The 19,347-nt window shown below is 33.4% G+C and carries 11 protein-coding genes and 3 tRNA genes; 7 read left to right on the forward strand and 7 right to left on the reverse strand.

Annotated features, from left to right (window positions below; all coding sequences use genetic code 11):
* Positions 1-75: 75 nt before the first annotated feature.
* Positions 76-1,128, reverse strand: a complete 1,053-nt coding sequence (locus RB619_RS09895; protein WP_308096908.1) for a hypothetical protein — start codon at positions 1,126-1,128, stop codon at positions 76-78.
* 107 nt (positions 1,129-1,235) lie between these two features.
* Here RB619_RS09895 and RB619_RS09900 point away from each other — a divergent pair, with 107 nt between their 5' ends.
* From RB619_RS09900 to RB619_RS09920, 5 genes are all read left to right on the forward strand, one after another.
* The gene (locus tag RB619_RS09900; protein ID WP_308096909.1) at positions 1,236-2,147 is read left to right on the forward strand and encodes an ATP-binding cassette domain-containing protein; all 912 of its coding nucleotides are present in this window, start codon (positions 1,236-1,238) and stop codon (positions 2,145-2,147) included.
* A 3-nt stretch (positions 2,148-2,150) separates the two neighbouring features.
* A complete protein-coding gene (locus RB619_RS09905) occupies positions 2,151-2,987 on the forward strand; it encodes an ABC transporter permease (RefSeq protein WP_308096911.1) in 837 nt (278 codons plus the stop codon).
* A 14-nt stretch (positions 2,988-3,001) separates the two neighbouring features.
* A complete protein-coding gene (locus RB619_RS09910) occupies positions 3,002-5,338 on the forward strand; it encodes a choice-of-anchor L domain-containing protein (protein WP_308096912.1) in 2,337 nt (778 codons plus the stop codon).
* 132 nt (positions 5,339-5,470) lie between these two features.
* Positions 5,471-7,945 (forward strand): T9SS type B sorting domain-containing protein, encoded by a 2,475-nt coding sequence (locus RB619_RS09915; RefSeq protein ID WP_308096914.1) that lies wholly within the window; start codon positions 5,471-5,473, stop codon positions 7,943-7,945.
* 186 nt (positions 7,946-8,131) lie between these two features.
* Positions 8,132-12,646 (forward strand): T9SS type B sorting domain-containing protein, encoded by a 4,515-nt coding sequence (locus RB619_RS09920; protein WP_308096915.1) that lies wholly within the window; start codon positions 8,132-8,134, stop codon positions 12,644-12,646.
* A gap of 92 nt (positions 12,647-12,738) precedes the next feature.
* On the opposite strand, the gene typA is transcribed toward RB619_RS09920, so the two are convergent.
* A complete protein-coding gene (gene typA / locus RB619_RS09925) occupies positions 12,739-14,535 on the reverse strand; it encodes a translational GTPase TypA (RefSeq protein WP_142451157.1) in 1,797 nt (598 codons plus the stop codon).
* 169 nt (positions 14,536-14,704) lie between these two features.
* Between typA and RB619_RS09930 the strand changes: the two genes are divergently transcribed.
* Both RB619_RS09930 and RB619_RS09935 read left to right on the forward strand, forming a co-directional pair.
* Entirely contained in the window at positions 14,705-16,414 is a 1,710-nt protein-coding gene (locus RB619_RS09930; protein WP_308096917.1) for a PAS domain-containing protein, read from the forward strand.
* Positions 16,415-16,418: 4 nt separating this feature from the next.
* Positions 16,419-16,832 carry a response regulator gene (locus RB619_RS09935; RefSeq protein WP_308096919.1) on the forward strand — a complete coding sequence of 138 codons (414 nt, stop codon included), beginning with the start codon at positions 16,419-16,421 and terminating at the stop codon, positions 16,830-16,832.
* Positions 16,833-16,986: 154 nt separating this feature from the next.
* On the opposite strand, the gene rpsT is transcribed toward RB619_RS09935, so the two are convergent.
* From rpsT to proS, 5 genes are all read right to left on the reverse strand, one after another.
* Positions 16,987-17,238 (reverse strand): 30S ribosomal protein S20, encoded by a 252-nt coding sequence (gene rpsT, locus RB619_RS09940; RefSeq protein WP_068844538.1) that lies wholly within the window; start codon positions 17,236-17,238, stop codon positions 16,987-16,989.
* 155 nt (positions 17,239-17,393) lie between these two features.
* Positions 17,394-17,465: transfer RNA gene (locus RB619_RS09945), tRNA-Glu, on the reverse strand.
* Between the two features lie 43 nt (positions 17,466-17,508).
* Positions 17,509-17,580 (reverse strand) — tRNA-Glu (locus RB619_RS09950).
* Between the two features lie 42 nt (positions 17,581-17,622).
* Positions 17,623-17,694: transfer RNA gene (locus RB619_RS09955), tRNA-Glu, on the reverse strand.
* A 78-nt stretch (positions 17,695-17,772) separates the two neighbouring features.
* A complete protein-coding gene (gene proS / locus RB619_RS09960) occupies positions 17,773-19,251 on the reverse strand; it encodes a proline--tRNA ligase (RefSeq protein ID WP_308096920.1) in 1,479 nt (492 codons plus the stop codon).
* Between the last annotated feature and the right edge of the window lie 96 nt (positions 19,252-19,347).

Here is a 19,347-nt window from a genome sequence, read left to right on the forward strand (position 1 = left end):
TTAAATAAAATAAGAAATACAATAAAATTCAAGTTTTTCTTTGATGAACTCATATAACTTATATGGTTTAACCCTTTAAACTAAATTAGTGTTTTTAAAATTGCGTGTGATAAACTCAAACGCAGCGTGCATGATATGCCCCATTGATTTTGCGTTTTTAAACTTCATATCATTGGTGTATCGGTACAATTCCATTTTGAGCTGATCCAAATGTTCTTGCGTCGAAATCGTATCGTGGCACATTATATTCAATAATTTTTTAATTCTGGTTTCGGCGGAATGAATACGTTTTGCCAAAATTGCTCTTTCTTCATCTTTATATTGAATGATCGAACGTTCTTCTAATTTTTCTTTTATCAGCTGAATCATCGGATAATTTTCCTTGAAAAACTGCGGACGATACACTTTAAAATTTCCCTCGTAACATTGCTGATCAAAATCGATGGGACGAATTTTATAAACTACTTGGTCAAAATCATGAATTGGAACAATCACATAATTGTACGCACGCATATCGCCAAGCAAACGAATCATACAACGCTCATTAAACTTTACAAATTCTTTTGCGATTTGGGCTTTTTCAGTTTCGGTACATTTGTCCAATAAAGTATCCATAAAAACATCACCGGGAATTCCGATAATATGTTCTTCGATCAAAGTGTCATTGTAGACCAAAAAGTTGATTTTATCTGGCGAAAGAATATCTTCTAACTCTAATCCATAAATTCTTGAAGCATCGGCTTTTTTGATATAAAAATGAACGTAATTGTCATTCAGAATATTTCGAACTTTGATTCTGAAAGGTTTCGAATTCCCAAAAGTGCAGTAATCAATAGCATCAATATTCAAAAACTGAATAATTTCGCTGTTTCCGTCAGAATGCAGGAGCGAATAAATTTTCTTGAGATTCAAATCGATTTCATTTCGTTCAAATTCACCATAATACACACGAATCCATAAGGTATCGGTTTCATTTTTATCATAAACATTTATCGAACCTGAAAATCGCAATAAATCATCATAAAAAACAGAAACTTTCGAAATACGCTCGAATCTGTCTAAATAACTTAAAAGTGGCTGCGTTAAAGGGTATGAAGGTTTTTTTAAAACCATTAAAGGCTCGCTCATTTTGAATATCTTTAGTACAAATTTACATCAATAACACGATAAAAATAAATTTCGCGTAACAATATAGAAGTTGATTCGTCATACTAAAAACTAAAACCGAAAAAACCTTGGAAACCATCCTTACAATCGAAAATCTCAGTAAAAGATACGGGCGCATTCAGGCACTCAAAAACGTATCATTCAGTATTCAAAAAGGTCATGTCTACGGCATTCTTGGCCCTAACGGAAGTGGAAAATCAACCACTTTAGGAATTGTTTTGAATGTTGTAAACGAAACATCAGGCAATTACAAATGGTTTGATGGGAAAATGGAAACGCACGAAGCCTTAAAAAAAGTAGGCGCCATTATCGAGCGTCCAAACTTTTACCCGTATATGACGGCAGAAGAAAACCTGAAATTAGTCTGTAAAATTAAAAGTATCAATTATTCTAAAATTGGAGAAAAACTGAATCTTGTAGGCTTAACCGAAAGAAAAGACAGCAAATTCAGCACGTTTTCATTAGGTATGAAGCAACGTCTGGCAATTGCATCGGCACTTTTGAATGATCCTGAAATTTTGATTTTAGACGAACCTACAAATGGTTTAGATCCGCAGGGAATTCACCAAATTCGCGATATTATTAAAGAAATTGCGTCGCAGGGAACCACAATTTTACTGGCTTCGCATTTATTAGATGAAGTCGAAAAAGTATGTTCGCATGTTGTTGTTTTAAGAAAAGGCGAAATTTTATATTCGGGTTCGGTTGATGCAATGTCTGCAAATGAAGGATTTTTTGAAATTTCTTCGAATGATAATCTGACTTTAAAATCAATTTTGAATGATCATCCGGCTGTTGGCCAAATTAAAGAAGAAGACGGAAAAATTTTGGTTTACTTGAAATCAGAATTATCAGCTTCTGATTTAAATCAATATTTATTCTCAAAAAATATCGTTTTAAATCATTTGGTAAAACGCAAAAACAGCCTAGAAGCACAATTTTTAGAATTAACCAAAAACGCTACCATTCAAAAAAACTAAACCATGAACAGACTTATCTCTATAGAACTTCAAAAAATCTGGAAAAACAAAGCCAGCCGAATCTTAACACTCGCCTATTTTATTTTACTTTCGTTTATAGCATTGATCGCTTCAATAAAATTTGACATTGGTCCGTTTAAATTTCATTTGGCCGAAATGGGAATCTTCAATTTTCCGTTTATCTGGCATTTCAATACCTATGTTGCCGCGTGGCTTAAATTTTTCTTAGCCATTGTAATTGTCTCGATGATGGCAAATGAATACAGTTACGGAACTTTAAAACAAAACCTTATTGACGGTTTGAGCAAGCAAGAATTTATATTGTCAAAATTTCTAACGGTTGTTCTTTTTGCTTTTGCATCGACCATTTTCGTTTTTGTAATGAGCTTAATTCTCGGATTATGCTTTTCATCTTACAATGAATTTGGAATTATTTTCTCCGACTTAGATTATCTCTTAGCCTTTTTTGTAAAGCTTGTTGGTTTCTTTTCATTCTGTTTATTTTTAGGGATTTTGGTAAAACGTTCGGCTTTTGCTTTGGGATTTCTTTTGGTTTGGAGCATTCTAGAAGGAATAGCAAAAGGTCTTTTAATTTTTAAAATATTCCCTAACAGCACAACAGGTTATACAATTCTAAAGTTTTTCCCGCTTGAAGCAATGTCAAATTTAATAATTGAGCCTTTTACCAGATTGTCTGTTGTAAAAAGTATTGGAACTCAAATTGGCGTAGAAAATATAAAAGATTATAGTGTAAACTATTTTTCAATTTTTATCGTTTTAGTTTGGACATTTTTGTTCATTTTCCTCTCATACAAATTATTAAAAAAGAGAGATTTGTAGTATATTTGTTGGCTATGACCCATTTTAAAGTTTATTTATGCGCTTTTTTTATATGTTGTTTATCTCTAAAGATAAACGCTCAATATATTCGCATAGATGACCAAAGAACACCTAAACAGCTTATTGAAAACATATTAGTTAACAGTTCATGTGTATCTGTTACCAATACTTCAGGAAAAGGAGATACTTTTACTCAGGATCAGCAAAGTTTTGCTTACTTTAATGCAGGAACAAGCGGATTTCCTTTTTCTGAAGGAATTGTTTTAACCACTTCAACAAGTCCAAACGCGGTCGGGCCATATGAGAGTTATATTGGCCAAGGCGATGTTAACTGGCAAGGTGACGCTGATCTAAACAATCTTTTAAAAATCAATTCTATAAATGCAACTGTTTTAGAATTTGACTTCGTTCCGCTGACTAATTTCTTGAGCTTTAATTACATTTTTGCTTCCAATGAATATCAGTCTTTTTATCCTTGCGAATATTCAGATGCATTTGCTTTTTTAATTAAAGAAGCTGGAAGTTCTGATCCTTATAAAAATTTGGCCGTACTTCCTAATAACAATACTATTCCTGTTTCTTCGACAAATGTCCGTCCACAAATTAATCCTGGAGTTGCCGTAAATGGAGATCGTTATCCAGGATGTCCAGCAGTTAATGAAAATTATTTCAACGGCTTGAACGACAATAAAAGCCCTATAAATTATGCCGGACAAACTATTGTCATGAACGCGCAGACTAATGTAGTTACTGGAAAAAAATACCATATCAAACTCGTTATCGCTGATGATAAAAACAGGTATTTTGATTCGGCTGTTTTTTTACAGGCGGGAAGTTTTGCGTCTAAAATTGATTTGGGCTCAGATCAGACTTCTACATCAGGCAAGCCACTTTGTTTTGGACAACAAACAACATTAGACACTCATTTATCAGCTGGTTATGATTTTAAATGGTATAAAGATGGCGTGCTTTTACCGACTGAAAAAAATCCAACCTTGCAGGTGTCAACAACCGGCACATACAAAGCTGAAGTTACATTAACACCTTCGACATGCGCAGTAACGGGAGAAATTAAAATTGAAGTAACGCCAGAAATCCTGACTACGAATACGACTTTGTTTCAATGTGATGACAATAATGACGGAATAAATGTTTTTAATTTAAAGAAAGTTGATAATCTAATTAAAAACAACGCCGCGGATATTACGAATAATGGCTATTATGAAACTTTAGCCGATGCGCAGTCTAAAACAAACCCAATTGCAAATCCTGAAAAATATACAAATAAGAGTATCAATCAAACTGTTTTTGGAAGAATTGAAAACAAGTTTGGCTGTTTCAAGACTGTCGAAGTAAAACTTCAAATCTCAAACAATTCGATTGCATCACAAAATCCAATTAAAACTTGTGATGCCGATGATAAGCAAGATGGATTATATCAATTTGATCTTCAAGCAGAAGCAACTCCACAATTAACTGCGGGTCTGCCAACAGGTTTACAAGTAAATTATTTTTTAACTCAAAATGATGCTGTAGCCGAAACGAATGCATTGCCAAATATTTTTAAAAATACAGCGGCATTCTCTCAAATTATTTATGCCCGAATTATAAATGGAGCTGATTGTTACAGTATTTCCCCTATTACATTAGTGGTTAATACTTTTGATCCGCCAAATTTTCAGGAAGAAACAAAATATATCTGCAAGGATGATGATATAACTTTAAGTGTCGCCACAGGTTTCAGCAGTTATTTATGGAGTCCCGGAAACAGCACTTCAAATACTTTACTAGTAAGCGCAACAGGAGACTATACGGTGACCGTAACAGATGCAAATGGATGCGAAAAAACTAAAAAATTCAAAGTCCTTTTATCTGAACCGGCAGTTATTACAGAAGCTGTTGTAAAAGATTTTTCTGGAGTTGACAACTCTGTTTTAATAAAATATACTGGCGCTGGTAATTATGAATTTTCATTAGATGGAAACGTTTTCCAAGATGATCCTTTATTTACTGGAATTGGACCAGGTGCTTATTTTGCGATGGCCAGAGATAAAAATGGCTGTGGACTTTCAAATCGCTTTTTAGTATATGTTTTGGATTATCCAAGATTTTTTACTCCAAACAATGATGGTTATAACGATTTATGGGCAATTAAAGACATAAATCAGATGCCCGATTATACCATTCGAATTTTTGACCGTTATGGTAAATTTTTAAAACAAATGAATCAAAACAGCTCAGGCTGGAACGGATTGTTCAATGGCGAACAATTACCATCTGATGATTATTGGTTCACACTTCTTTTTGTTGATGGAAAAAGTGTTAAAGGACATTTTAGCTTAAAAAGGTAATTTTCTTTCATAAACACATCTCCTTATTTTCTCAAAATTTCAACAAATTTTTTAAAAAAGAAAACAAACAAAACTTTTTTAAATAACTGTAAATGATTGCATTATTTTATATTTGCGTCTTAAATTAATAAGATGAATCCAGTTAAAATTTTATTTCTTTTAATTTTATTTTCATTCAAAATTTATGCACAAAATGACTGCACAGATTTTATAACAGTTTGCGGAAACAGCAATTTATCGGGCCTTACGGCAGTTGGCCCAGGTTTAATACAAGATTTTAAAGATATTAGTCGGTGCAAAGTACCTGAAGACAGTAGTCTTTGGCTAAAAATAAATATTGTAAAAGGAGGTACTCTTGGATTTACATTAAATCCTGAAAGTTCTGATCTAGGTGTTGATTTTGATTTTTACGTTTTTGGACCAAATGTATCCTGCGACAACTTAAAGGAGCCTATTCGATATACGTACTCAAATCCTGTACTTGCAAAACTCACAACCAATAAAACAGGCATGAGTGCTACTGAAATAGATTACTTTGAAGGTGTTGGTGTCCAACAGGATTGTAAAGATTTAGGCAGTGATGGAAATGCTTTTGTAAAATGGCTTAATGTCTTAGACAACGAAAGTTACTTTATTGTAATTTGCAGATATTCAGGTCAGTCAAAATTTTCTATCACGTGGAATGGAACAGCAAAATTCTCTGAGCCTCCATTTTTTAAGAACCAAGAACCTCAGTTTGCTTTAAATTTGGAAAAATGTGATACCGATGGTGTTGATGACGACAAAACAATATTTGATTTAACTCAAAATACAAATGCAGCAGTAGACAAACAGGATAATGTTGAAATAACGTATCATACGACAGCCAATGATGCAATTCTAGGAATTAATCCGATAGTTCATCCTGAAGCTTACACAAATACATCTTTGAGTGAAAACATCTATATCAGACTAAACAACACAGTTACAAAGTGTTTTACCACAGCCGAATTTTCGATTAACCTTACTAAACATAATTTATCATTTCCAATTACTTCGGTTGGTACTTGCGACGATTCTTCAGACGGAAGTGATACTAATGGAAAGGCTGTTTTTTACTTAAAAGACATCACAGAAACACTCTTTCCAAACAAGAAAGATTTAAATATTAAATATTTTCTGAGTCAAAATGACGCTGTAAGCGATACAAACGAATTAATAAATTCATTTTACAACACGATCTCTGGACAGCAATCAATATATGCAAAAGCGTTTGATGCTTTTTACTGCGCCGCAATACAAAAAATCACATTAATTGTAAATTCATTACCTGCAAAAACAAATGCTTCATTGACACAATGTGATTCTAGTAAAAATGGAAACGGGTTAGTTCATTATAATTTAGATCAAGCTAATGATGAATTGACAAATAAAGATTCAAGATTAACTACTAGCTTTTTTCTAAATAAAGATGATGCGCTAAATAATGTAAATCTGTTAGATAAAGATTTTCATAACACCAGTAATCCACAAACTCTTTTTGCCAGAATTACAAATTCGGATACGAAATGTTCGAGTATTGGAACTTTGGTTTTAAAAACAAATCCCATTATAATAGCAGCGCATAGTATGAATCCAAAATGCGATGATGATGGCATTGAAGACGGGGTTCATTTATTTGATTTAACCGCTGCAGGTATTTCAGCGACAAAAACTCAGACGATAAAATACTACAATAATGAAATGGATGCTTTATTAGAAAAAAATGCTATTCAAAACACAACTTCTTATCAAAATGAAACACCCTATTCACAAGATGTTTTTGCACGTATTGAAGAAAACAATTCTTGTTTAGAAATTCATAAAATCAAATTAACAATCAACAAATTACCTCAAATTGAAGCAAATGCCTTGGCAAATATCTGCGAAAATAATCGTTCCTATTTCGCAAATTTAGATGCCGGGTTAATCGACATCAATTTAATCAGTGAATTTAGTTATCAATGGACTAAAGATGGAGTACTAATTCCTAACCAAACCAGCTCAAAATTGAATGTAAATGAAATTGGCAATTATGAAATAAGAATTACAAACAAATCTAATTGTTCAAAAACAAGAACAATAAGTGTTTCTGCTTCAAATACTGCCACAATTACAAGCATAGATGTTATTGATCTTCAAAATGATGATTCTAATAAAATTACGGTTAATGCAACAGGAAAAGGAGAATATGAATATAGTTTAGATAATCCAAATGGCCCTTTTCAAGAATCAAATGTTTTTGAAAATGTTAGTTCTGGCATTCACGAAATTTATATAAATGACAGGAAAAACTGTGGTATAACAAGCAAAACAACAGCTGTTGTTGGTGCGCCTAGTTACTTTACTCCAAACAATGACGGCTATCATGATTATTGGAATATTGCTGGATTAAATATTAGTACTTATAAAAATGCTATCATTTATATTTATGACCGATTTGGAAAACTATTAAAACAACTTCATTCCTCAGATTTAGGATGGGACGGTACATTTGTAGGATCTGCGCTTCCTGCTGACGATTATTGGTACTCTTTAAAATTAGAAGATAATAGAGAAGCAAAAGGGCATTTTAGCTTAAAAAGGTAAAAGCTACTCTCCTTAACTTCTACTTTTTTTGCTTCAGAAATTCATTTCCAAAATAAAGGATTTTCAAAAACCCCTATATTTTAAATATTTACAAAGAAAAAAACACTCTTGCTTTCTATAAAAGTAAAATAAATCTTATTTTTGGTTTGGGCGATTCAATTTTGTATGCTGCCAATAAACGAGCCAATGAAAAAAACATTACACTCCATTTTACTTTTGCTTTTCACCTTAAATTGTTTTTCACAATTCAGCAAAACACATTTTATACCTCCAATGGTTTGCAATCCTTTTATAATAGCGAGCGATCAATATCTATACATTTCAACTCCAAGTTTTGCCAATGTTAATTTCAAAATCATTGCTAGCGGAGGAAGCATTGTTTACGGGACCGTAAACAATACCAATCCTTATCGATATTATATTGGAACAGGCCCTAACACACAATTATTTACAACTGTAATAGGTGCTGCAATAGTATCAAACCGAGGCTACATAGTTGAAGCAGAAGATCTCGTTTATGTTAGCGCAAGAGTTAATGCTACACTTACTCCAAACGGAACATATAATCACGCAGGAGGAGTCGTCTCAAAAGGAAACAGTGCACTTGGCACCACTTTTAGATTAGGCGCAATGTTAAATCCGCTTAATGACTCAAGTTTAACCAACTTTGCTTCCATAATGGCAACAGAAAACGGTACAAAAATTACCATTTCCAATATCCAGAATGGAACCAAAATTTCTGACGAAACAACTTTTACTCCGAAAACAATAACTGGACCAATAACCGTTACGCTAAGTAAAAATCAAAGTTATATAATCAATTTAAATAATTATGACGATAAAGAAATTTTATCAAATAGCTCTAAATTAATTGGAGCCCTAGTTACATCTGACAAACCCGTAGTAGTTACTACAGGTTCTTTTGGAGGAAGTAATAGTTCAGCGGTTGGAGCTACTCAAAATGGACAATTAGCACCTATCGGAAGAGATGTGGGTTTTGACCAAATTGTTCCATTGGAAAAAACAGGAAAAGAATATATTTTCATAAAAGGTCTTGGAACAGATGAATTGGAACGTGCTTTAATAGTAGCACATTATGACAATACAGAAGTATTTCTAAATGGCGCTACTTATCCATACAAAACCCTTAACAGCGGTGAATATGTTGCAATTGACGGAAGCCAATTCAGCAACGGAAGTTTATACGTAAAAACATCCAATAATGTATTTGCTTATCAAAGTATTGGAGGAACAACGAACCCAGCCAATCAAAATATGTTTTTTGTACCTCCAATAAACTGTGCGACGCCTAATACAGTTGACAATATTCCCCAAATCCAATCAATTGGAAATAACACTTTTAACGGATTCCTAAATATTGTTACCGAAACCGGAGCTAGCGTTTTATTAAATAATAGCCCTATTGCTTCACTTCCAACTCCAATAGAGGGAACTGCAGATTTTGTACGTTATAGTGTAACTGACTTATCTGGAAATATAGCAGTAAAATCAACTAAACAAGTGTATGTTTCTTATTTTGGAACTAATGGAGCTGCAACATATGGTGGCTATTATTCGGGCTTTGATTTAAAACCTGAGATTGTTAGCGGCAAAATCACCTTAAATAATTCAGCATGTATTCCGAATGTATCTTTAAAGATAAATACGCTTTCTTCATATGATACTTTTCAATGGTACAAAGATGATGTTCTGATTGCAGGTGAAACTAAAAATACTTTCAGCCCATCACAGCCCGGTTTTTATCAGGTAAGAGGAAGTATCTCTGGTTGTGTCAGCGATGTTTTCTCAGACAAAATTCCAGTAAGCGAATGCCCAATCAATATAGATAATGATTTAGCCAATGACAATATTGACATTGATTACGATAATGACGGAATTACAAACTGTACAGAATCGTACGGAGATTTGCCCATAAATATATCAAATCAAAATTCAGGGTTAGTAAAAACTGGAACCTATTCAAATTCTTTCACAGGTACTGTAACAACCAGTACGACGGCCGCTCCAATTCCTTTTACCGGGAATGCAGACGGAAGTTTTGTTACCGACGTCATGCCGGGAAAAGGATCTTTTGTTAGCTATAATATGAAATTTGCAAAACCAATAAATATTCGTTTAGAATATATCATTAACGCAAATTCAAATGATCTATTAAATTCTAATGCTGAATACAGTATCACTTCCGATATTGACAAAACAGTCACGGTCCTAAATCCTTACAATCAATTATTAATTGATACCAATTATGATGGAATATACGAAAGTGGTATTACGCAATTTTCTTCTTTCGAAATTCGTTTTCGATCAAATGGAGACGTTCCATTACCTGCCGGACATGGCGGTTTTAAATTCCAATCTTATCAGACACAATCATTTAAAATCACTCATAAAAACCTAGTTGATACAGAAAATAATAAATCAACATTCAAACTCATAGCTACTTGCGTTCCAAAAGACACTGATGGCGACGGAATTCCAGATCAATTGGATTTAGATTCAGATAATGATGGTGTTCCAGATACAATGGAATCACAAATTAAACCAATTGTCCTATCTAAAACAGATACTAACTTGGATGGTTTAGACGAAATCTTTAATATCGATACAGTATCAATCGACACAGATAATGACGGTGTTCCCAATTATCTAGATTTAGACAGTGATAATGACGGAATTTATGATTTAACTGAATCTGGAAGCAATACTCCAGATGTAAATCGAGACGGAATTGTTGATGCAATAGCCTTTGGAAGTAACGGATTAGCCGATGTTTTAGAAACTAATCCTGACAGCGGTGTTTTAAACTATACCGTTTTAGATTCTGATAATGATGAAATAAAGAACTACACCGAACTTGACAGTGATAATGACGGCTGCAATGATGTTATTGAAGCTGGATTTACTGATCCAAATTTCGACGGTCAATTAGGAAATGTTCCTGTTAATGTAAATTCTTTCGGAGTTGTAACCAGCAGAACTGATGGTTATACCACACCAAATGGCAACTACATTATTGCAACTCCATTTTTAATTACCAAACAACCAGAAAATCAAACAATTTGCGAATTGGAAAAAGCAACTTTCTCTATAGAATCTAACGCTGATACTTTTCAATGGCAATTTTCTACAGATGGCGGAAATACTTGGAATGCTTTGACAGAAAATGCAATTTATACGGGAACTAAAACTGCTTCTCTAACCATTCAAAAAACAAACAAAACAATGAATGGCTATCAATATCGCGTACTTTTAAACAGAATCAACAATGCCTGCGGACTAACTTCTGCCAATTCTGTAAAACTTACGATTTATGCTTTGCCTGTTCTAAGTTCGCCAATTACAATTGTGCAGTGTGATGACGATACTGATGGTATTTCTAATTTTAATATAACAACAAAAAACAGTTTTGTTTCATCCAATTTTACCAATGAAACCTTTACGTATTATACTACTTTGGCAGGTGCAAATACAAAAGATACTGCAGTATTAATTTCAAATCCGCTTGCGTTTACAAGCGGTAATAAAAATATTTGGACACGTGTTGAAAATTCAAACGGATGTTTTGCTGTTGCTCAACTAAATTTAGTGGTTTCAACGACACAAATCGATCCTAATTTTAAAAGATCTTTTGCCATTTGTGATGATTTTGTCGATGCTATTAATAATGATAATGACGGAATCGCAGTTTTTGATTTTAGCAGTGTAACAAGTGACATTCAAGCAATGCTTCCTTCTGCAAGCACAAATTATTCCATAACGTATTTCGCAAATGAAGCTGATGCTTTGGCAGAAACCAATGCAATTGCAAATCCTTCAAATTATAGAAATACAACAGCAAAACAACAAAAAATCTGGGTGCGCGTAGACAGTAATCTAGATAATGCCTGTTTTGGATTAGGAGCTTACATTACGCTTAATGTAAATCCTAAACCCAACATTGACATTAACAGCAATCGCACTGCTGACGAATTAGTTTGTTCTAATTTACCAACGTTTTTTGTTAAACTCGATGCAGGAATTATTGGTAATATTCCAGCCAGTACATACACTTATAGCTGGTCAAAAGATGGAAGTATTATTCCGGGCGAAACAAATGAAACTTTAGATGTTAACGAAGAAGGAATTTATACTGTAGAAGTTTTCACCAAAGACGCTGTTAGTTGCAGCAGAACACGAACTATTACTGTAACAGCTTCAGATATTGCACATCTTGATTCTGTTTCTATATCTGATTTGTCAGATTATAATACCGTCGAAGCAAATGTTACAGGATCCGGAAATTATGAATATAGTTTAGATGATCCTAACGGTTCTTTTCAAGAATCTAGCTTATTTGAAAATGTACGTCCAGGCATACACGAACTTTATATAAATGATAAAAATGGATGCGGAAAAATTTCAAAAACCGTTGCAGTACTCGGAATTCCGAAGTTCTTTACTCCAAACAATGACGGACACAATGATTATTGGAACCTTCAAGGAGCAAATGACACTTTTAATTCGGGAGCAAAAATCCTAATTTTTGATCGATATGGAAAACTGATCAAACAAATAATTTCTTCAGGAGATGGCTGGGATGGAAATTATACTGGAAGTCCTATGCCTGCAGATGATTATTGGTACACACTAAAGTTGGAAGATGGGCGTGAAGCAAAAGGACATTTTAGCTTGAAAAGATAGCTCTGTTAAATTCCAAACTCCAATTTGAAGCATAAAAAAAATCCCAAACTCCAGATGGAATTTGGGATTTTTATATTGAAATTTAAATCTAATTAGATTTTAAATCTTTTTCTATCAGTTTCTGTCAAATAGATTTTTCTCAAACGAATAGATTTTGGAGTAACCTCTACATATTCATCTTTTTGAATGTACTCTAAAGCTTCTTCTAAAGAGAAAATAATCGGAGGGATAATTCTCGCTTTTTCATCAGCACCAGAAGAACGAACGTTAGATTGTTTTTTCTCTTTCGTTACGTTTACACACATATCATCACCACGAGAGTTTTCACCAATTACCTGACCTTCATAGATTTCAGCATTTGGTTCAACGAAAAACTTACCACGATCTTGTAATTTATCGATAGAGTAAGGAATAGCTTTTCCTTTTTCCATAGAAATTAAAGAACCTTTGTTACGTCCAGCGATTTCTCCTTTGTAAGGCTCATATCCAATAAAACGGTGTGACATGATAGCCTCACCAGCAGTAGCCGTAAGTAATTGATTTCTTAAACCAATAATTCCACGAGACGGAATATTAAATTTAATAATCATACGCTCACCTTTAGTCTCCATGCTCAACATTTCACCTTTACGAAGTGTAACAAATTCAACTGCTCTACCTGAAAGATTTTCTGGTAAGTCGATTGTTAATTCCTCAATTGGCTCACATTTTTTACCATCAATTTCTTTGATGATAACCTGTGGCTGACCAATTTGCAACTCATAACCTTCTCTTCTCATTGTTTCAATAAGAACAGATAAGTGAAGTACTCCACGGCCAAAAACCATGAATTTATCTGCAGAATCAGTTTCACCTAACTTCATAGCTAAGTTCTTCTCTAATTCTTTTGTCAAACGCTCTCTAATATGACGAGAAGTTACAAATTTACCCTCTTTACCAAAGAAAGGAGAGTCATTAATTGTGAATAACATACTCATTGTAGGCTCATCGATAGCAATAGATGCTAATCCTTCAGGATTTTCGTGATCAGAGATAGTATCTCCAATTTCAAAACCTTCAACACCAACAACAGCACAAATATCTCCAGCAATTACTTCTGTAACTTTTTTACGTCCTAGACCTTCAAAAGTATGTAATTCTTTAATTCTTGATTTTGTTACAGTACCGTCTCTTTTTACCAAAGATATTGGCATACCTTCTTTTAAAATACCTCTTTCAAGACGTCCGATAGCGATACGACCTGTAAATGCAGAGAAATCTAAAGAAGTAATCAACATTTGTGGATTTCCTTCAGAAACTTTAGGAGCTGGTACATTGTCAACAACCATATCCAATAATGCTTCAACATTATCAGTTACGTTTTCCCAATGATCAGACATCCAGTTGTTTTTAGCAGAACCATAAACTGTTGGGAAATCCAACTGCCATTCTTCAGCACCTAATTCAAACATTAGGTCAAAAACTTTTTCGTGAACTTCTTCCGGAGTACAGTTTTCTTTATCAACTTTATTGATAACTACGCAAGGTTTCAAACCTAAATCGATCGCTTTTTGCAAAACGAAACGAGTTTGTGGCATTGGCCCTTCAAAAGCATCAACTAGTAAACAAACACCATCGGCCATGTTCAATACACGTTCTACTTCACCTCCAAAATCCGCGTGACCAGGAGTGTCAATAATATTGATTTTTGTTCCTTTATATTGAACTGATACGTTTTTAGAAGTAATAGTAATACCTCTCTCACGCTCTAAATCATTATTATCTAGAATTAAATCACCTGTGTTTTCGTTTTCACGAAATAACTGACAGTGATACATAATTTTATCAACCAAAGTTGTTTTACCGTGATCGACGTGGGCAATAATTGCAATGTTTCTAATAGATTCCATCTGTGATTTTTAATGGGCGCAAAGGTACACTTTATTTTTTAATAAAAAACGTTTCTAACATACTTTGCGTATATACAATCAATTAGTTAATATAAAACACCAAAATATACCCCTCAAAATGCACTTTTGATAGTGCTGAGTTATAGTTAATTTAACTATATTTGAAGTAATGAAAAGTAAAACTCTCCAAATTACTCTAGTTTATATTCTAGTATCATTGTTTATGGCAATCATCTGTCATAAAATACTTACCACTTATTTTTCCGATGTAAAATACTTTTATCTTTTTTTTCTGAAAGATATTTTTTTCATTTTAACTACTGCACTATTTTTCAAATACATAGTTTCTAAAAACGAAAAAAAGAACGTCACTGTTTTTAAAAAATTAAAAGAAACAAATGAAGAAATTAAAGAATCAAATGAGAAGTACGATATTGTAGCAAAAGCAACAAGCGACACTATTTGGGACTGGAAAATTCAAGAAGACAGCATAAATTGGAACAAAGGAATCGAAGGTGTCTTTGGCTATAATCCAAACGACGTTGGAAAAACATCAAAATGGTGGTTCGACAAAATTCATCCTGAAGACAGTATCAGAATGTCAATAAAACTATATTCTTTTATTGAACAAAAAACCGAAAAATGGCAAGATCAATATCGTTTTAGATGCGCTGACGGAAGCTACAAATATGTTTTAGATCGAGGCTTTTTATTAAAAGATGAAAATGGAAGAGCCATAAGAATGATTGGTGCAATTCAAGACATAACCAAACAAAAAGAAGAAGAACAGCGATTAAAGCTTCTTGAAACTGTAATCACACAATCTAAGGATTCGATTTTAATTACCGAAGCCAATTCACAAGCTCGAAAAATACCTAAAATTGTCTATGTAAACCCAGCATTTTCACAAATGTCAGGTTATTTATCCAATGAAATTGTCGGCAAATCTCCGAATATTTTCAAAGGACCAAAATCAGATTCTGATGAACTTAAAAAACTATTAAGAGCAATCAAAAACGAAGAAGAATGCCTTATAGAAACCATTAGCTACACCAAACAAAAAGAAGAATATTGGGTTCGTTTTTCTATGATTCCAATTTTCAATAATGAAGGTTCAATTTCGCACTGGATCTCAATTCAAAGAGACATTACAGAAGAAAAAAAGCTGGAAACTGAGAAAGAACATCTAATTCGCGAACTGACCCAAAACAACAAAGATTTAAAACAGTTTTCATACATTACTTCGCATAACTTAAGAGCGCCATTATCTAATTTAATTGGACTTTTGAACCTCATAGAAGATATTCCAATAGAAAACCCAGAGCTCGAAGAAATTTTAACCGGTTTTACGAAATCAACACATTTGCTGAACGAAACTATCAATGATTTAGTAAAAGTGATCATTATCAAAGACAATCCTTCTATGCAAAAAGAAGAAGTTTCTTTAAAGGAAGTCTTTGAAAATGTTTTTAGCCAATTATCTTTTCAAATAGAATTACACAAACCAATCATCAAGCTTAAATTTGAACGCGTACCTTTGCTAAACACAAACAAGGCGTATATTGAAAGCATTTTGCTTAATTTGCTTACGAATTCGATAAAATATAAATCAGAAAACAGGAAATTAAAAATATCGATTATTGCAGAGCAAATTGACAACAAAGCAATATTAACATTCAAAGACAACGGAATTGGGATTGATTTAGAAAGAAATAGAGACAAAGTTTTTGGCCTTTATCAAAGATTTCACAATTATCCAGACAGCAAAGGACTTGGCTTGTACCTTGTAAAATCGCAGGTAGAAACCATGGGAGGAACAATAAGTATAGAAAGCGAGGTCAATAAAGGGACAACCTTTACAATAACATTTAAAAATTAACATCATGCTCGAGCAAATTTTATGTATTGACGATGATCCAATCACGTTAATGTTATGTAAAAAAGTAATTTCGAAGTCACAAATTGCAAATGAAATTATCACCGCTCAAAATGGAGAAGAAGCTCTTCACCACTTCAACACCTTAAAATACACCAATAACAAAAACAAAGACAACAAAAAACCCGAATTAATTTTCTTAGATTTAAATATGCCTGTCATGGGAGGTTGGGAATTTTTAGATCATTTTACCTCACCTGATTATGCTGAATTCAACACTGCAAATGTCATAGTATTATCTTCAACAATTGATCCCGAAGATTTGGCCAAAGCAAAAAAATATCCAATTATAATTGATTTTCTTTCAAAACCAATTACACAACCAATGCTGGAATATCTTAAAAAAAAAATAAATCTTTAAGTTAAATTCGCATTTTTCAAAATCCAAATTCTAATTTTTCTAAAGCTTGGAATTTGGATTTTTTTTATTTTGGAATTTGAAATTCCGAAAATAGATATAAACAAAAAAAGTCCTCTAAAAGAGGACTTTTTATATTTTTAAAAATTGTAATTAATTACAATTTAGCAACATGTTTCGTTAATTTAGACTTCAAGTTAGAAGCTTTGTTATCGTGAATGATGTTCTTTTTAGCTAATTTATCAATCATAGAGATTACAGTTGATAATTTTGCAGTAGCATCAGCTTTATCAGTAGCTATTCTTAATGCTTTGATAGCATTACGAGTAGTTTTGTGCTGATATCTGTTAAGAACTCTTCTTTTCTCGTTACTTCTGATTCTTTTTAATGCTGACTTATGATTTGCCATTTTCTTTTAATTTTAGATGTAATAATAATTATAAATACTAGTTAAAAAAGAAAAACCTCCCACAATCGAAAAAACAATCACTTTGGTTTTAACTAATAAAACAAAAACCGAGACACCAATTTTTATTTTATAAAACTTATTTACAACTAATTTTGTAGTCTGTAAGGGAATCGAACCCCTGTTACCAGGACGAAAGCCTGGAGTCCTAACCCCTAGACGAACAGACCAATTTCTTCTAAGTTTTCTTCAATTTAAATAAAATTGAAATTGTAGTCCGTGGGGGAATCGAACCCCCCTTACCAGGATGAAAACCTGGCGTCCTAACCGATAGACGAACGGACCATTAACATCAAGTTATAGAACTTAAATCTGCAGAAAAAAAAGTAGTCCGTGGGGGAATCGAACCCCCCTTACCAGGATGAAAACCTGGCGTCCTAACCGATAGACGAACGGACCGTGTTTCTCTAATGCGGATGCAAAAATACAACTATTTTTTAGTTGTACAACACCTGATGCAAAAAAAAGTGATTTTTTTTAATACGCCTTAGCAAAAAGCACTCTTTTTGAAGAAGGATTACCAGTAAACACACAGGTTCCCGCCTCTTCTACAGCATCCAAAGGAATACAACGAATTGTAGCTTTTGTCAAATCTTTTATCTTTTCTTCAGTCGCCGCTGTTCCGTCCCAGTGAGCAGATATAAAACCTCCTTTACCATCCAAAACTTGCTTAAACTCTTCAAAACTATTTACTTCTGTAATATGAGTATTACGGTAATTTAATGCACGATCAAATAAATCTTTTTGAATTTGCTCTAAAAGATCATTTACATACTCAACGATTTTTTCGCTAGCAACAACTTCTTTCGACAAATTATCGCGTCTTGCAACCTCAAAAGTTCCGTTTTCTAAATCTTTTGGTCCAACAGCAATTCGAACAGGAACTCCTTTCAATTCCCATTCAGCAAACTTGAATCCTGGTTTTTGAGTTGTTCTGTCATCATATTTTACTGAAATTTTCAGTTTTCTTAATTTCGCTGTCAATTCATTTACTGCAGCCGTAATTTCCGCTAATTGCTCATCCGTTTTATGAATTGGAACAATTACAACTTGAATTGGCGCTAAATTTGGAGGCAATACTAAACCTTGATCATCAGAGTGCGTCATAATCAAAGCCCCCATTAATCTTGTAGAAACTCCCCAAGAAGTTCCCCAAACATGCTCTTGCTTCCCTTCTGCATTAGCAAATTTCACATCAAAAGCTTTTGCAAAGTTTTGACCTAAAAAGTGAGAAGTTCCAGCTTGAAGCGCCTTACCATCTTGCATCAATGCTTCAATACAATACGTTTCATCTGCACCTGCAAAACGCTCAGTTTCAGTTTTAAAACCTTTAACAACTGGAATTGCCATGAAATTCTCAGCAAAATCAGCATAAACATTCATCATTTTTTCAGACTCTTCAATAGCTTCTGCTTTTGTAGCGTGAGCCGTGTGACCTTCTTGCCACAAAAACTCTGCAGTTCTTAAAAACAAACGCGTACGCATTTCCCAACGCACCACATTCGCCCACTGATTAATCAACAATGGCAAATCTCTATAAGACTGCACCCATCCTTTATATGTAGACCAAATAATCGCTTCACTCGTAGGACGAACAATAAGCTCTTCTTCTAATTTTGCATTTGGATCAACCATTAATTTCCCTGGTTTGTCGGGATCATTTTTTAATCTATAATGTGTCACAACAGCACATTCCTTTGCAAATCCCTCTGCATTTGTCTCTTCCGCTTCAAACATGCTCTTTGGCACGAATAAAGGAAAATAAGCATTCTGATGACCAGTTTCTTTAAACATTCGATCTAACTCAGCCTGCATTTTTTCCCAAATAGCATATCCGTACGGCTTAATAACCATACATCCTCTAACTCCTGAATTTTCAGCTAGATCTGCTTTTACAACCAGCTCGTTATACCATTTCGAATAATCTTCTGATCTTGTAGTAAGGTTCTTACTCATATTATATAGTTTGGCACAAATTTTGTTTTAAATAATTTTAACTAAATAGTTTGACAAAACTAACTATTTTTGTAATGTGCAACAATAAAAAACACC

This window comes from Flavobacterium sp. LHD-80, assembly GCF_030929605.1.
GTDB lineage: Bacteria > Bacteroidota > Bacteroidia > Flavobacteriales > Flavobacteriaceae > Flavobacterium.

What these genes read in the sequence shown, in the direction of transcription:
- RB619_RS09895 (WP_308096908.1), bottom strand. Translation starts at nt 1,128, where the DNA reads ATGAGCGAGCCTTTAATGGTTTTAAAAAAACCTTCATACCCTTTAACG.
- RB619_RS09905 (WP_308096911.1), top strand. Translation starts at nt 2,151, where the DNA reads ATGAACAGACTTATCTCTATAGAACTTCAAAAAATCTGGAAAAACAAA.
- RB619_RS09910 (WP_308096912.1), top strand. Translation starts at nt 3,002, where the DNA reads ATGACCCATTTTAAAGTTTATTTATGCGCTTTTTTTATATGTTGTTTA.
- RB619_RS09915 (WP_308096914.1), top strand. Translation starts at nt 5,471, where the DNA reads ATGAATCCAGTTAAAATTTTATTTCTTTTAATTTTATTTTCATTCAAA.
- RB619_RS09920 (WP_308096915.1), top strand. Translation starts at nt 8,132, where the DNA reads ATGAAAAAAACATTACACTCCATTTTACTTTTGCTTTTCACCTTAAAT.
- typA (WP_142451157.1), bottom strand. Translation starts at nt 14,535, where the DNA reads ATGGAATCTATTAGAAACATTGCAATTATTGCCCACGTCGATCACGGT.
- RB619_RS09930 (WP_308096917.1), top strand. Translation starts at nt 14,705, where the DNA reads ATGAAAAGTAAAACTCTCCAAATTACTCTAGTTTATATTCTAGTATCA.
- RB619_RS09935 (WP_308096919.1), top strand. Translation starts at nt 16,419, where the DNA reads ATGCTCGAGCAAATTTTATGTATTGACGATGATCCAATCACGTTAATG.
- rpsT (WP_068844538.1), bottom strand. Translation starts at nt 17,238, where the DNA reads ATGGCAAATCATAAGTCAGCATTAAAAAGAATCAGAAGTAACGAGAAA.
- proS (WP_308096920.1), bottom strand. Translation starts at nt 19,251, where the DNA reads ATGAGTAAGAACCTTACTACAAGATCAGAAGATTATTCGAAATGGTAT.